This is a genomic window from Sinorhizobium chiapasense, assembly GCF_036488675.1.
GTDB classification, from domain to species: domain Bacteria; phylum Pseudomonadota; class Alphaproteobacteria; order Rhizobiales; family Rhizobiaceae; genus Sinorhizobium; species Sinorhizobium chiapasense.
Map to the genome: position 1 here is coordinate 3,317,251 of NZ_CP133148.1, position 15,742 is coordinate 3,332,992.

Annotated in this window: 12 protein-coding genes; 7 read left to right on the top strand and 5 right to left on the bottom strand. The window is 63.9% G+C overall.

The annotated features are described in order from the left end of the window. Positions 1 to 102 precede the first annotated feature (102 nt). The 6 genes from glgC to RB548_RS15985 all read left to right on the top strand — a co-directional run bounded on the left by glgC (position 103) and on the right by RB548_RS15985 (position 8,324). The gene (gene glgC, locus RB548_RS15960) at positions 103 to 1,326 is read left to right on the top strand and encodes a glucose-1-phosphate adenylyltransferase (RefSeq protein ID WP_331374991.1); all 1,224 of its coding nucleotides are present in this window, start codon (positions 103 to 105) and stop codon (positions 1,324 to 1,326) included. Positions 1,327 to 1,332: 6 nt separating this feature from the next. Beyond that, complete coding sequence (gene glgA / locus RB548_RS15965) at positions 1,333 to 2,775, top strand: glycogen synthase GlgA (protein ID WP_331372227.1); 1,443 nt, start codon at positions 1,333 to 1,335, stop codon at positions 2,773 to 2,775. 5 nt (positions 2,776 to 2,780) lie between these two features. Continuing rightward, a complete protein-coding gene (locus RB548_RS15970; protein ID WP_331372228.1) occupies positions 2,781 to 4,409 on the top strand; it encodes an alpha-D-glucose phosphate-specific phosphoglucomutase in 1,629 nt (542 codons plus the stop codon). A 265-nt stretch (positions 4,410 to 4,674) separates the two neighbouring features. After that, a complete protein-coding gene (glgX, locus tag RB548_RS15975) occupies positions 4,675 to 6,639 on the top strand; it encodes a glycogen debranching protein GlgX (protein ID WP_331372229.1) in 1,965 nt (654 codons plus the stop codon). 130 nt (positions 6,640 to 6,769) lie between these two features. Beyond that, positions 6,770 to 7,258 carry a MaoC family dehydratase gene (locus RB548_RS15980; protein WP_331372230.1) on the top strand — a complete coding sequence of 163 codons (489 nt, stop codon included), beginning with the start codon at positions 6,770 to 6,772 and terminating at the stop codon, positions 7,256 to 7,258. Continuing rightward, entirely contained in the window at positions 7,251 to 8,324 is a 1,074-nt protein-coding gene (locus tag RB548_RS15985) for a DUF2332 domain-containing protein (RefSeq protein WP_331372231.1), read from the top strand. Before RB548_RS15980 ends, RB548_RS15985 begins: the two co-directional genes overlap by 8 nt. A 17-nt stretch (positions 8,325 to 8,341) precedes the next feature. Here RB548_RS15985 and RB548_RS15990 read toward each other — a convergent pair whose 3' ends face one another. The 5 genes from RB548_RS15990 to RB548_RS16010 form a co-directional block, all read right to left on the bottom strand. After that, complete coding sequence (locus tag RB548_RS15990; protein WP_331372232.1) at positions 8,342 to 9,466, bottom strand: zinc-dependent alcohol dehydrogenase family protein; 1,125 nt, start codon at positions 9,464 to 9,466, stop codon at positions 8,342 to 8,344. Between the two features lie 283 nt (positions 9,467 to 9,749). Then, positions 9,750 to 10,304, bottom strand: coding sequence for a sarcosine oxidase subunit gamma (locus RB548_RS15995; RefSeq protein ID WP_331372233.1), 555 nt, complete (start codon positions 10,302 to 10,304; stop codon positions 9,750 to 9,752). Then, the gene (locus tag RB548_RS16000) at positions 10,297 to 13,290 is read right to left on the bottom strand and encodes a sarcosine oxidase subunit alpha (protein WP_331372234.1); all 2,994 of its coding nucleotides are present in this window, start codon (positions 13,288 to 13,290) and stop codon (positions 10,297 to 10,299) included. The genes RB548_RS15995 and RB548_RS16000 overlap by 8 nt, the downstream gene beginning before the upstream one ends. Continuing rightward, a complete protein-coding gene (locus tag RB548_RS16005; protein ID WP_331372235.1) occupies positions 13,287 to 13,628 on the bottom strand; it encodes a sarcosine oxidase subunit delta in 342 nt (113 codons plus the stop codon). The genes RB548_RS16000 and RB548_RS16005 overlap by 4 nt, the downstream gene beginning before the upstream one ends. A 64-nt stretch (positions 13,629 to 13,692) precedes the next feature. Beyond that, entirely contained in the window at positions 13,693 to 14,946 is a 1,254-nt protein-coding gene (locus tag RB548_RS16010) for a sarcosine oxidase subunit beta family protein (RefSeq protein WP_331372236.1), read from the bottom strand. 346 nt (positions 14,947 to 15,292) lie between these two features. Between RB548_RS16010 and rpsU the strand changes: the two genes are divergently transcribed. Continuing rightward, positions 15,293 to 15,505, top strand: a complete 213-nt coding sequence (gene rpsU / locus RB548_RS16015) for a 30S ribosomal protein S21 (RefSeq protein ID WP_012709405.1) — start codon at positions 15,293 to 15,295, stop codon at positions 15,503 to 15,505. Positions 15,506 to 15,742: the final 237 nt, after the last annotated feature.

Genomic DNA, 15,742 nt, shown 5'->3' on the forward strand with positions numbered 1-15,742 from the left:
CCGCAAGGCGTCTCAGAAAACCGCCTGGCTGTCCTCGAAAAACAGCGATTTTGGGGAGGACAAACGGTGGAAAAACGTACACAACCTCTGGCCCGCGATGCCATGGCCTATGTTCTCGCCGGCGGCCGCGGCAGTCGCCTGAAGGAATTGACCGACCGCCGCGCCAAACCGGCCGTCTATTTCGGCGGCAAGGCGCGCATCATCGATTTCGCGCTCTCCAATGCGCTCAATTCCGGCATCCGCCGCATCGGTGTCGCCACCCAGTACAAGGCGCATTCGCTGATCCGGCATCTGCAGCGCGGCTGGAACTTCTTTCGCCCCGAGCGCAATGAGAGTTTCGATATTCTGCCGGCAAGCCAACGTGTCTCCGAAACGCAGTGGTATGAAGGTACGGCCGACGCCGTCTTTCAGAACATCGACATCATCGAGGATCACGGCGTCGAATACATGGTCATCCTCGCCGGCGACCATGTCTACAAGATGGACTATGAATTGATGCTGCAACAGCACGTCGACTCCGGCGCAGATGTGACGGTCGGGTGCCTGGAAGTGCCGCGGATGGAGGCGACTGGCTTCGGCGTCATGCACGTCGACAACGAAGACCGCATCATTGCGTTTGTCGAGAAGCCGGCCGACCCGCCCGGCATCCCGGGCAATCCGGAACTGGCGCTCGCCTCGATGGGCATCTACGTGTTCCACACCAAGTTCCTGATGGATCTCTTGCGCCGTGACGCCGCCGACCCGAAATCGAGCCGCGACTTCGGCAAGGACATCATCCCCTACATCGTCGACAACGGAAAGGCGGTTGCCCACCGCTTCACCCGGTCCTGCGTCCGCTCGGATTTCGAGCGCGAGGCCTATTGGCGCGACGTCGGCACGATCGATGCCTACTGGCAGGCCAATATCGACCTCACGCACGTGACACCCGAACTCGATATCTATGACAACACCTGGCCGATCTGGACCTTTGCCGAGATCAAGCCACCGGCGAAATTCGTGCATGACGACGAGAATCGCCGCGGCTCGGCGACCTCGTCGCTCGTTTCAGGCGATTGCATCATCTCCGGCGCCGCGCTCAACAAGAGTCTCCTGTTCACCGGCGTCCGGGTCAATTCATACTCCAGACTCGAAAATGCCGTAGTTCTCCCGGACGTGAGCATTGGGCGGCATTCGACGCTGCGCAATGTGGTCATCGACAGCCGCGTCGTCATTCCTGAGGGCCTGGTCGTCGGCGACGATCCGGAACTTGACGCCAAGCGCTTCCGCCGCACGGAAAGCGGCGTCTGCCTGATCACACAATCGATGATCGACAAGCTGGGAATGTAGCCGCGTATGAACATCCTGTCCGTTGCGTCCGAGGTCTATCCGTTGGTCAAGACCGGGGGGCTCGCCGACGTCGTCGGTGCCCTCCCCGCTGCTCTTGTTCCCCACGGCATCAGGACGCGCACGCTGGTGCCCGGCTATCCCGCCGTGCTGCACAAGCTGAAAAAGAAGAAGAAGGTTGGCGGCTTCGACAATCTCTTCGGCCATCCCGCGACGGTGCTTTCGGCCGAGATCGACGGACTGGACCTGCTCGTCCTCGATCAGCCCGCCCTCTATGCCCGCGACGGGGGACCCTATCTCGATCCGACCGGGCGGGATTATCCCGACAATTTCCGCCGTTTCGCCGCACTCTCGCTGGCGGCGGCGGAAATTGCCGGCGACAACATCATCCCCGGCTGGAAGCCGGATATCGTCCACGTCCATGACTGGCAGACGGCGCTGACGCCGGTCTACATGCGCTTCGGCTCGGCCCCGGACATGCCGACGGTGATGACGATCCACAACATCGCCTTCCAGGGGCAGTTCGGCGCGTCGGTATTTCCGGAGCTCGCTCTGCCGCCGGAGGCCTTCTCCATGCAGTTCGTCGAATATTACGGCGATGTCGGCTTCCTGAAAGGCGGCCTGCAGACCGCGACGGCGATCACGACGGTCAGCCCCTCTTATGCCCAGGAGATCCTGACGCCCGAGTTCGGCATGGGAATGGACGGGCTGCTCGCAACCAGGGTCGACAGTCTGACGGGCATCGTCAACGGCATCGACGCCGACACTTGGAACCCTGAGACGGACCCTCATATCGCGGGCCACTACGGCCCCGGCACACTTAAGCGGCGCGCCGCCAACCGCAAGGCGCTGGAAGAGCGTTTCGGACTGGCTAGCAGCCCCGGCCCGATCTTCTGCGTCATCAGCCGCCTCACCTGGCAAAAGGGGATGGACCTGCTTGCCGAAGTGACGGACGATATCGTGGCGCTCGGCGGCAAGGTCGTCGTGCTCGGCTCGGGCGACGCGGCGCTCGAAGGGGCGTTGCTCGCCGCCGCCTCGCGCCATCGCGGCCATATCGGCATGGTGACCGGCTATGACGAACCTTTGTCGCATCTGATGCAGGCGGGCGCCGATGCAATCATCATCCCGTCGCGCTTCGAACCGTGCGGACTCACCCAGCTCTATGGGCTGCGTTACGGCTGCGTGCCGATCGTGGCCCGTACCGGCGGCCTTACCGACACGATCATCGACGCCAACGAGGCTGCGCTTTCGGCCAAGGTCGCCACCGGGTTTCAGTTCAGACCGGTCACCGCCGACGGATTGCGCCTTGCGATCAGGCGCGCCTTCCGTGCATACAGCGAACCGAACGTGTGGGCACGCATGCAAAATCAGGGCATGAAGTCCGACGTTTCCTGGGCCAAGAGTGCGGAACGCTATGCCTCACTCTATTCCGGTCTCCTCGCGAAAGGCTAAGAAAGATGATTAAAACCGTCTCCACCAACCCCTATGGCGATCAGAAACCCGGCACGTCCGGCCTGCGGAAGAAAGTTCCGGTATTCCAGCAGAAGAACTATGCCGAGAACTTCATCCAGTCGATCTTCGACTCGCTCGAAGGCTTCGAGGGCCAGACGCTGGTGATCGGCGGCGACGGCCGCTACTACAACCGCGAAGTCATCCAGAAGGCCATCAAGATGGCGGCCGCGAATGGCTTCGGCCGCGTGCTTGTCGGCCGCGGTGGCATCCTGTCGACTCCGGCTGCCTCCAATATCATCCGCAAATACAAGGCCTTCGGCGGCATCGTGCTGTCGGCGAGCCACAACCCCGGCGGTCCGACCGAGGACTTCGGCATCAAATACAATGTCAGCAACGGCGGTCCGGCGCCGGAAAAGGTAACGGATGCGATCTTCGCCCGTACCAAAGTCATCGACAGCTACAAGATTGCGGACGTCGCCGACGTCAATCTGGACCTGGAAAGCTCCCACCAGATCGAGAATATGACGGTGACGGTCATCGACCCGGTCGCGGACTACGCCGAGCTTATGGAGAGCCTGTTCGACTTTGCGGCGATCCGCAAGCTCATCGCCGGCGGCTTCCGGGTGGTGTTCGATGCGATGAGCGCGGTCACCGGGCCATACGCCAAGGAGATCATCGAGAGGCGATTGGGAGCGCCGAAAGGCTCGGTGATGAATTTCATACCGTTGCCCGACTTCGGCGGCCACCATCCGGATCCGAACCTCGTGCACGCCCGCGCCCTTTACGAAACGATGATGGCGCCGGACGCCCCGGATTTCGGCGCCGCTTCCGACGGCGATGGAGACCGCAATCTCATCATCGGCAAGGGCATCTTCGTGACGCCTTCGGACAGCCTGGCAATGCTTGCGGCCAACGCGCACCTGGCACCCGGCTACGCCAAGGGACTGGCGGGGATCGCGCGCTCTATGCCGACTAGCGGCGCCGCCGACCGCGTGGCGGAAAAGCTCGGCATCGGCATCTACGAGACGCCGACGGGGTGGAAATTCTTCGGCAACCTGCTCGACGAGGGTCTGGCGACCATCTGTGGCGAAGAAAGTGCCGGCACCGGGTCCAACCATGTGCGCGAGAAGGACGGGCTCTGGGCGGTGCTGCTCTGGCTCAACATCCTTGCCGTGCGCAAGGAAAGCGCACTCGATATCGCCCGCAAGCACTGGGCGACCTATGGCCGCAACTATTATTCGCGCCACGACTACGAAGAGGTCGACACCGACGCGGCAAACGGCCTGATCAGTGCCCTGCGCGACAAGCTCGCCGCCCTGCCTGGCAAGAGCTTCGGCGCTCTCGCGGTCGAGACGGCCGACGACTTTTCCTATAACGATCCGGTCGACAAATCGGTGAGCAAGAACCAGGGCATCCGCGTCCTGTTCAAGGGCGGATCGCGTGTCGTCTATCGCCTTTCCGGCACCGGTACATCCGGCGCGACGCTCAGGGTCTATATCGAGCGGTTCGAAGCGGACCCGACACGCCACGACCTCGACACGCAGGCGGCACTTGCGGACCTCATCGCCGTGGCCGACGAGATTGCCGAGATCAGGACGCGAACCGGCCGCGATCAACCGAGCGTCATTACCTAAGGCGCTGTATCGAGGAGGGCCGCGATGCGCGGCCCTCCCTCTCCGGCCTTCTTACCCCTTCTGCCCTGCCGGGCATCTCCCCCACAAGGGGGGAGATCGGCTCGCGGCGAGCCCCTCGCTCCAACAGGGAACCCTTACAATTCGAAGCCTTGCGATGGGGCACCGAGCGGGCCACATCCATTCTCCCCCCTTGTGGGGGAGATGCCCGGCAGGGCAGAGGGGGTGAGCGGGACATGACGTCAACCACATCAGAAGGGGGCCCTTCATGCCGACGACCGGAACTCCACCCCTCGGCGTGACGCGCACGCCGGACGGAACGCGCTTTGCAGTCTGGTCCCGCCATGCTGCTCGCATCGAGCTTTGCCTGTTCGACAGATCGGGCGACAAGGAACTCCGTCGCCTGCCGACGCTGCGCGACGGAGACGTTCACAGCCTGACGCTTGACGATGTGCCTGTCGGTACCCGCTATGGCTTGCGGGCCGACGGCATCTACTCGCCCGATCATGGGCTCTGGTTCGATCCTTCGAAGCTTCTGGTCGATCCCTACGCGATCGAACTTGATCGTCCCTTTCGCCATGATCCTCGCCTGACGATCTTCGGCGAGGAGACCGCCGATCTGGTCCCGAAGGCGATCGTGACCGAAACCAAGGCGGTGAAGGTGGGACCACCGCTGTTTGAGCCCGGCGGATTGATCTACGAGGTGGCTGTCAAACCATTCACCATTCTGCATCCGGATATTCCCGAGAAGAAACGCGGCACAGTCGGCGCACTGGCGGAACCGGTGATCATCGACCACCTGAAGCGCCTTGGCGTCTCGGCCATCGAACTGATGCCGATCGTCGCCTGGATTGATGAGCGGCACCTGCCGCCGCTCGGCCTTCACAACGGCTGGGGCTACAATCCGATCGCCCCGATGGCGATCGACCCGCGGCTCGTTCCCGGCGGCATCGAGGAACTGCGCAACACTGTCGGGGCACTGCACAGGGCCGGCATCGGCGTCATCCTCGATCTCGTTTTCAACCATTCCGGCGAGAGCGACCGCCTCGGCACTACCCTATCGATGCGCGGCCTCGACAACCTGACCTATTACCGCCACGCGACCGATCGGCCCGGCGAACTCATCAACGACACCGGCTGCGGCAATACGATTGCCTGCGACCATCCGGTGGTACGGCACCTGATCCTCGACAGCCTGCGCCATTTCGTGCTTGCCGCCGGCGTCGATGGATTCCGCTTCGACCTCGCGTCGATCCTCGGGCGTGATATGAGCGGCTTCCACCGCGACGCCGCTCTCTTTGCGGACATAGCCGCGGATTCCGTCCTCGGCGATCGCATTCTTATCGCCGAACCCTGGGATACCGGTCCTGGCGGCTATCAGCTCGGCAATTTCCCCGAGCCCTTCCTCGAATGGAACGACCGCGCGCGTGACGATATTCGCCGCTACTGGCGCGGCGACCGGCATGCGATTGGCGCACTCGCGACCGCACTCGCGGGCTCCTCCGACACATTCTCGCGATGGGGCGAGACGGCGACCCGCAGCGTCAACTTCATCGCCGCGCATGACGGCTTCACGCTGACGGATCTCGCCTCTTATGCGCGCAAGCACAACGAGGCGAACGGGGAAGGCAATCGCGACGGCCACGACGAGAACTATTCGTGGAACAATGGCGCCGAAGGCCCCATCGACGATCCGGAGATCCAGGCCGCGAGACAAGCGGACGCCATGGCGTTGATCGGCACGCTTTTCGCTTCGCGCGGAACGATCATGCTGACCGCCGGCGATGAAGGCGGACACAGCCAGGGCGGCAACAACAATGCCTATGCGCAGGACAACGCCGTGACCTGGCTCGATTGGGCGAAGCTCGATCCGAAGCTCGTCGATCACACGACCGCGCTCTCAGCGATGCGACGGCGTTTCGATGTCTTCGCGCAGACAGGCTTCTTCACCGGCAGGGGCGATGTCGATTGGCTGCGTCTCGACGGCCATCCATTGACGGTCGAGGATTGGGAGCACCCGGCGACCGACAACCTCGCCATGCTCCTTACAACCGGGGACCGGGAACAGCGACGGGCGACAAGGCTCGCCGTGGTTGTGAACCGCGGTCATGCACCGCATCCCTTTCAGCTTCCTGCGAGCCTCGACGGCGAGTGGCGCGACGCTCTTTCCGACACGGCGGCGCCCTCATTCGCTGCTGCCCGCTCTGTCGCCTTCTTCGTCGAGGTTTTCTGAGTTTTTACGACTACTTGCTAGGGTTGCCCCTGCCAGCATATAGATCGGTTGGGAGGCCCGTGGAGCGGGATGAGGAAAGTGTGAGCCCGCATTCCGCTCTAGTCTTTTTAGAGGCGATCAGGACAATCAAATGCCGCAGGAAATTTCACTTTCAGAGGTCAAGGGTCTGATCGGCAAGGAGCTCGGCGTCTCCGACTGGATCACCGTGACGCAGAAGACCATCGACAGTTTCGCCGAGGCGACGGGCGACTTCCAGTTCATCCACACCGACCCGGTGCGCGCAGCGGTCGAAACGCCCTTCGGAGGCACGATCGCCCATGGCTTCCTGTCGCTCTCGCTGCTTTCGGCGATGAACTACAATTGCCTGCCGAAGATCCGCGAACAGACGATGGGCATCAACTACGGCTTCGAGAAGGTGCGCTTCGTGGCACCGGTGAAGAGCGGCGCACGCGTGCGCGGTCGTTTCAACATGGCAGACGCCCGCTTCCGCGGCGCCGGCATGCTGATGATCACCTATGACACCACTGTCGAAATCGAGGGCGAAAGAAAACCGGCGCTGACGGCGACATGGCAGACGATCATCCAGTTCGATCCAAAGGACCGGCCGGCGGATGCCTGAGCAAGCGGAAACCGAGGAGCGGGTCCGTCGAGCCTTTCGCGGCCAGGGCAAGTCCTGCGAAGAACTCGGTTCTCCTTTCATGGGCCGGCTCTGCCGGCTGGCCGCCGAGCGCCTCGATCGCAAGAGCCTGGTCGGCAGCCGCATCTTAGGTTGGGAAGGCGATCCCTCCTCCAAGGCGGACTCCGTGGCGCTGCGGCTTTGCGGTGCGCTGCATGCCCTTGTGTTGCTGGATCGCGACCAGACACTGATTTTGTGTTACCCACCGAATGTCACCGATGACGAGACGCTCTGGGCAGCGTGCGAAGCGGCGTTTCGGAAGCACGGAGATTTGATCCTCGAGCGGCTCTCGTCTGCGCCGCAAACGAACGAAGTGCGCCGCTCTGCCGCGCTGCTAGCCGGCTTCCTCGCGGTCGCTCACACTTTCGGCAAACCACTTGTCCTTTCCGAAATCGGCGCGAGTGCCGGGTTGAACCTTCATTGGGATCGCTACGGCTACGCGCTTTCCGGCAGCCACTGGGGCGATATGGGATCCGGGGTCGTCATCTCGCCCCAATGGTCGGGATCAGCGCCGCTCAGCGGGTCGGTCGAAATCGCCGGACGGGCAGGATGCGATATCAACCCGCTTGATCCAATGAGCGAGGAGGACCGGCTACGCCTGCTCTCCTACATCTGGGCCGACCAACCGGACCGGCTCGAGCGGACCCGAAACGCGTTGGCGATCGCGGCTGCCCATGGCAACCTTGTCGAGCGTGCAGACGCGGTGGACTGGCTGAAACAGCGCCTCGCCCTTCCCTTCCCCGGCAAGGTTCACGTCGTCTATCACTCGGTCGCTTGGCAATATCTGCCCGAGTCCGCCCAGCAAGAGGGCGCGGCGCTGATCGCGGCTGCGGGCGCGGCTGCAACGGCGGATGCACCGCTTGCCTGGCTGCAGGTGGAAGCGGACGGCTTAAGGCCTGGCGCGGCGCTGTCTCTCCAGACTTGGCCCGACGGTGAGAAGCATCTGATCGGTCGGGCGGATTTCCATGGTCGATGGATAGACTGGATCGGCCTGCCGAAAAACAGATGATTGCCGAAGCCACAAATTCAGAACGTGATCACGTGGCGGATGACCCGCCCCTGATCGAGAAGATCGAACGCCTCGTTGATCTCTTCGAGCGGCCCCGTGCTCGACAGCAGCCGGTCGACCGGCAACCTGCCGCGCTGGTAGAGGGCAATGAATCGCGGGATATCGCGGCTCGGCACGCAGCTTCCCATATAGCTGCCGCGAACTGTGCGTTCCTCGGCGACGAGGCTGACCGCAGGGACGGCGATCTGGCTCGATGGGTGGGCAAGTCCCGCTGACGCCGTCAAGCCGCCGCGCCGGGTGATCCGGTAGGCAAGCTCGAAGGCTTTCACCGATCCCGCCGCCTCCACGGCATGATCGACGCCGCCGCGGGTCGCCTCGCGGATCTTTTCGGCGGCATCCGGATCGCCGGCCAGGAACGCGTCGGTCGCGCCGAGCTGGAGCGCCAGCTTCAGCTTCTCCTCCGCAAGATCGACCGCGACGATACGTTCGGCGCCGGCGGCGATCGCGCCGAGAACGGCCGCCAGCCCGACGCCACCAAGGCCGACAACGGCAACGGACTGACCGGGCCTGACCTGGCAGGTGTTGACGACTGCACCGACGCCGGTGAGCACAGCGCAGCCGAACAGGGCCGCTTCGACCATCGGCAGGTCCGCCTCGATCCTGACGGCGGAGTGGCGCGAGACGACGGCATAATCGGCAAAGGCGGAAACGCCGAGATGGTGATGCACGGGAACCGCAGCGCAGCGCAGACGGCGCCCGCCTGAAAGCAACGTGCCCTTGCCGTTCGCCTCCGCACCCGGAATGCAGAGCGCAGGCCTGCCTTCCGCGCAGGGCAGACAATGGCCGCAGCTCGGCATGAAGCTCATCACCACCCGATCACCCGGCGCAATGTCGCGCACGCTGCTGCCGACCGCCTCCACGGTACCGGCCGCCTCGTGCCCAAGCGCCATCGGCACCGGACGTGGCCGATCGCCATTGATGACCGAGAGATCGGAGTGACAGAGGCCGGCAGCGCCAATTCTGACCAGAAGCTCGTCCGGTCCCGGCGGATCGAGATCGACGGTCTCGATCGAAAGGGGCCGGGTGTTGGCATAGGGTCTTTCGACCGGTGATTTCCTCAGCACCGCCGCGTGTGTCTTCACGCTCGCTCCTCCGCTTTTCACCCTCATGATTCTCGGCCGAATCGAAGGGAAATTAACGTAATCGGTTCTCGTAAGTCGAGACGTCGGAGGCGTGGACTGCCCCTCACGCTGACCCTCTCCCCGCAGGCGGGGAGAGGGGACTTGGGCGGTGCGGCATATCCCTTCTCCCCGCCTGCGGGGAGACGGTGGCGGCAGCCGGATGAGGCGCACACGAGACGCGAGCGCTCACAAAAGAAAAGCGGCGGATCGCTCCGCCGCCTGCAAGTTCGAGATAAACGCCCCTTCAGTGCCCCGCGTCCTCGGCACCTTCGGAGAGAAGGCCGAAAACAAAGGGCGAGAACGACCGCCAGCACTCGACGCGGAATGTATCCTCGGCCGTGCGGAGGAGCACGATTTCCGCCTTGCCCAGAACCGTCCGAGAACAAGCGCCGACCGGGAAGATCGCGAGCGACAGGTCCTGCGGGCAACCGCTGTTGATCGCCACCTCGGCGCCCGGGCCGCTGACGATGACGGCCGTGTTGCGATGGGAAATGTCGACCGCCGAATGCATGACGTCACTGGACGCGGCGGCCGCCATCAAATCCTTGCCGTCTTCGTCGATCACCAGCCACTCGTCCGGACCGAGCCAGAGCGCGTGGCGCTTTCCGGTGGAAGCGGACGTCTTCGGCCGCACCGGCAGAGTGACCCCGAGCGCAGCGGAGAGCGCCGAAACCGCGTCCGGTGACGCACGCAGCGATATCCGCGAGGCGGGTGCCGCAGGCGTCAGGATCGCCGCCGGCGAGCCGCCACGGAGGCCGGCGAGCGGTGTATTGCGGATTGCAGTTGCCTGGTCAGCCATGGAGGCGACCTCCTTCCTTATCAAAGAACACCATGTCGCTTACCTCGACGGCGATCGTCCGGTCGGCCATCGGGATGTAAAGGGTTTGCCCGAGGCGCTCGCGTCCGCCGGCGACGACCGCCAGCGCAATCGACCGGCCGCAATTTTCCGACCAGTAGGACGAGGTGACATGGCCGAGCATGGTCATCGGCTTCGGTTCGTTCGGATCGGCCACGATCTGCGCGCCTTCCTCCAGGACCACCTTCGGATCCTTGGTAAGGAGACCGACGAGCTGCTTGCGACCGTCCTTGACGAGGTCCGGGCGCTTCAGCCCGCGAATGCCGACGAAATCCGGCTTCTTCTTCGACACCGCCCAGGAAAGGCCGGCATCCTCCGGGGTGACGGTCCCGTCGGTATCCTGGCCGACGATGATGTAGCCCTTCTCGGCGCGCAGCACGTGCATCGTCTCGGTGCCGTAGGCGCAGGCGCCCATCGGCTCCGCCCGGGCCCAGATCGCCTCCCACACGGCCTGGCCGTAGTCCGCCGGAACGTTGACTTCGAAACCGAGTTCGCCGGTGAAGGACATGCGGAAGAGCCGCGTCGGCACCCCGCAGATCCGCCCTTCGGCAACGCTCATGTGCGGGAAGGCCTCGTTCGAAAGATCGATGCCTTCGACGAGCGGTGCGATGATCTCGCGCGCCTTCGGTCCCTGCACCGCAATGACCGCCCACTGCTCGGTGGTCGAGGTGAGCCAGACCTTCAGGTGCGGGAACTCCGTCTGCAGGTAGTCTTCCATGTGGTGCATGACGCGCGGCGCGCCGCCGGTCGTCGTCGTCACGTGGAAACGGTCCTCGGCCAACCGGCCGACGACGCCGTCGTCATAGACGAAGCCGTCGTCGCGCAGCATGATGCCGTAACGGCAGCGGCCGGGCTTCAGGTTGTCCCAGGCGTTCGTGTACATCAGATTGAGGAACTTGGCCGCGTCGGGGCCAACGACCTCGATCTTGCCGAGCGTCGACGCATCGAAGACGCCGGCCGCCTCGCGGACGGTCTTGCATTCGCGCGCAACCGCTTCGTGCATGGTCTCGCCGGCCTTCGGATAGAACCAGGCGCGCTTCCAGTTGCCGACATCCTCGAACTCGGCGCCCTGCGCCTCTTCCCAGGCATGCATCGGCGTCTTGCGGGCCGGATCAAAGAGGCTCCCGCGAGAATGGTTGACGATCGCGCCGAATGTCACCGGCGTGTAGGGCTGGCGGAAGGTCGTCAGCCCCACCTCGGGGATCCCCTTGCCGAGCGCTTCCGCGGCGATCGCGAGCCCGTGCATGTTGGAGAGCTTGCCCTGGTCGGACGCCATGCCGTTGGTGGTGAAGCGCTTGATATGCTCGACGGAGTGCATGCCTTCGCGCACGGCAAGGCGAATGTCCTTGGCGCAGACGTCGTGCTGGAAGTCGATGAAGGCCTTGACCGTCGTGTCCGGCCCCGCCCCTTCCGCTGCGCCAATCATGCCGCCCGTCCAGGCGAAGGCGTTCTCGCCCGAGATTGCGAGCTGCGATCCGTTTTCAGCACCCGCGGCGCGCGCTGCCAGTTCACCGGCGGCGAGCGCCTCGTCGATCGTCGCCTGGAGATCGTCCGTGCCGTTGCAGGCACCGATCGAGAGGCAATCCTGCGCATAGGTACCCGACAGGAAGCGCTCCGTCGCGGCGTCGAACTTCACCTTGCCGCGCGACTGCGAGAACAGGTGCACCGACGGCGTCCAGCCGGCAGAGACGAGCAGCGCATCGACGGCGATCTTGCGCGCCGCACCGCCACCCCTTCGGGATACGCTGATCGAGGAGATCCTGAGCTTGCCCGTGGTGTTGACGACCGAATGGCCGGTCAGCACCTCGATGCCGAGCCGGCGTGCTTCGTTGAGCACCGCCTCGCCGGGCTTCTCGCGGCTGTCGACGATCGCCGGCACGGTGACGCCCGCCTTCCTGAGATCAAAGGCGGCCTCGTAGGCGGAATCATGCGCCGTGTAGATGCCGACCATGGTACCGACGGCGACGCCGAAATGGTTGAGATAGGCGCGACCCGCCGACGCCAGCATGATGCCCGGCCGGTCGTTGTTGGCGAAGACCATGTGACGCTCGATAGCGCCGTTGGCGAGGATGACCTTCTTCGCCCGCACCTGCCACAGCCGCTCGCGCGGCAATGTCTTGTCCGGCGCGGAGAGATGGTCGGTTACCCGTTCGACGAGACCGATGAAATTGTGGTTGTAGTAGCCGAACGCCGTCGTGCGGGTCAGTACGGTGACATTGTCCCTGTCCGCAAGCGCCCTGCCGGTCGCCTGCGCCCACTCGTAACCGGGTTTGCCGTCGATGACCGTGCCACTGTCGTAGTGGAGCGCACCGCCCACTTCCGACTGCTCGTCGCAGAGGATGACCTTGGCGCCGGCCTGCGCCGCCGCAAGCGCCGCCGAAAGACCGGCAACGCCCGCACCGATCACCAGCACGTCGCAATGCACGTACCGGCTCGCATAGTGATCCGGATCGGCTTCCGTCGGCGCAACCCCGAGGCCGGCCGCACGCCGGATGAAGGGTTCGTAGAGCGAGTGCCACGCCGCCTTCGGCCACATGAAGGTCTTGTAGTAGAAGCCGGCGGCAAAGAAGGGCGAGAGCAGGTCGTTGAACCCGCCGACATCGAAGGCGAGCGAGGGCCAGCGATTTTGCGACGAGACCTTCATCCCGTCGAAGACCTCCTGCACCGTGGCGCGCACGTTCGGCTGTCTGCGTGCCGCGTCGCGCGATACGTCGAGCAGCGCGTTCGGTTCCTCGGCACCGGCGGAGAGAATGCCGCGCGGACGGTGGTACTTGAACGAACGGCCGACGAGATGGATGCCGTGGGCAAGCAGCGCCGAGGCGACCGTATCACCCTCGAGCGCGGTCAGCGTCCGTCCATCGAAGGTGAACCTGGCGGTGCGGGCGGGCGTCAGGCGGCCCGCACCCGAAATGCGATTGGCTCCGCTCATTGCGCTGCTCCTTCCAGGGGCTCGTAGGTCTCGGCCGTCGCGCTCGTCTTGGGCTTGGCATCGAGGTCGGGCTTCGGCTCGCCGGCCTTGTAGGTGGTAAGGAACCGGTCGCTCACCGTGTCACGGGCCGCATTGAAGAAACGACCGCAGCCATGGATGTGCCGCCATCTTTCGAAGATCACGCCTTTCGGATTGTCGCGCAGGAAGAAATAGGCCTCGAACTCTTCGTCGCTGATCTCGGCGATATTGGTCGGGCGGGCGATATGGGCATCGCCGGCATTGCGGAACTCAAGCTCGGAGCGCTCTTCTTCGCAATAGGGGCAGTAAATCAGAAGCATCTGGAATGTCCTCGCATCAGAGCGCCGCGCCTTCCACAGAAGGCGCCAAGGTCGCTCTATCCTTCTAGTGCGCAACGGCGGCAGCGGCCGCCTCGTCGATGAGCCGCCCGGTGCGGAAACGCTCGAGCGTCAGGCCGGCAGCGAGCCTGTGCGGTTCGCCGCGCGCGATGAGATGGGCAAAGAGGTTGGCCGAGCCCGGCGTCGCCTTGAACCCGCCCGTTCCCCAACCGGCATTGAGGTACAGACCCGGCACCGGCGTGACACCCTGGATCGGCGAGCGGTCCTGCGTCACGTCGACGATACCGCCCCATTGCCGCATCATCTTGACGCGGCGGAACATCGGGAAGAGTTCGCAGATCGCGTCCAGCGTATGGGTGATGATCTGCAGGCCGCCGGTCTGCGAATAGGAATTGTACTGGTCGGTGCCGGCGCCGATGACGAACTCGCCCTTGTCCGACTGCGAGATATAGGCATGCACCGAATTCGACATCACGACGCAGGGGAAAATCGGCTTCAACGGCTCGGAAACGAGCGCCTGCAGCGGCTGGCTCTGCAGCGGCACGCGCACGTCGGCCATCTGCATCAAGACTGAGGAGTGACCGGCAGCAGAGATACCGACCTTCTTCGCGCCGATGAAGCCGCGATTGGTATCGACGCCGATAACGCGACCGGTCGCGTCGCGGCGAATGCCCGTCACTTCGCAGTTCTGGATGATGTGGACGCCGCGGTCGGAAGCCGCGCGCGCATAGCCCCAGGCGACCGCGTCATGGCGTGCGGTGCCACCGCGCCGCTGCAGCGCCGCGCCGTTGATCGGATAGCGGGCGGTCTTCGAGATATCGAGCGGCGGACAATAGGCCTTGGCCTGCTCCGGCGTCAGCCACTCGTTGTCGATGCCGTAGAGGCGGTTGGCATTGATGTGCCGCTTGAAGGACTGCTGGTCATGGATGTTGTGCGACAGCATCATGACGCCGCGCGGCGAATACATGACATTGTAGTTCAGGTCCTGAGACAGATCCTCCCAGAGCTTCAGCGAATGCTCGTAGATGTCCATGCTCTCTTCATAGAGATAGTTGGACCGGATGATCGTCGTGTTGCGGCCGGTGTTGCCGCCACCGATCCAGCCCTTTTCGAGCACCGCGACATTGGTGATGCCATGCTCCTTGGCGAGGTAATAGGCGGCGCCCAAGCCATGCCCGCCCCCACCGATGATGATGACGTCATATTCGTTGCGCGGCTCCGGCGAGGCCCAATGCGGCCCCCAGCCCTTGTGGCCGCGCAGCGCCTCGCGCGCCACGGCAAAAACAGAATATTTGCGCATCCGCCTGCTACTCCATGAACCCCGAGAAAATGTGTTGTTGGCGTTAGAAATCGCAAATCTGAGAGCCATGCAACGTTTCTTTTGCGACGCGATTCGGCGAACTTGGGCGGAGTTGCGACATTGCGCAGACACCCCGCGAAAGCCGGTCTTCTGGCCTGTCACGCGCGCCGGAGCCCGGCGTTGTGCATTTTTTCCGGTCCACTCGCATTGTCGTCACTGGACTTTCCCGGCCCGATCTGGTATCCGCTCCCTTAATCGTAGAGCTTCCAGCTCAGCGAATACATATTCTTTGCCTCCCATACCTGACGGTGAGGCTGACAACTCGAAGCAAAGGAACGGGATTCACGTGCAGGTACTTGTCCGCGATAACAATGTCGACCAGGCGCTCCGCGCTCTCAAGAAGAAGATGCAGCGCGAAGGCATTTTCCGCGAAATGAAGATGCGTGACTTCTACGAAAAGCCGTCCCAGAAGCGTGCGCGCGAAAAGGCTGAGGCCGTCCGCCGCGTTCGCAAGCTGGCTCGCAAGCGCGCACAGCGTGAAGGCCTTCTGGCCCGCTGATTTGTCGTTTTTTCGACGCTTTCCAATGTAAGTCGTGGCGGGGGCGAGGTATCGCCGCCGCCTTTTTAGTATGGACACCATGTCCGTCGGCAAGCTAGCGTGACGTGTCAGCTTGCGACGGTCAGGCGCCCGGACGGGATAAGCCGGTCGGATCGCCGGAGGATCTGATGAACCCCTGGCTGGAGCCCCGCGCATCTGCCGGTCTCCGTGAACGGAAAGCCGACGGCTTTCGGATCT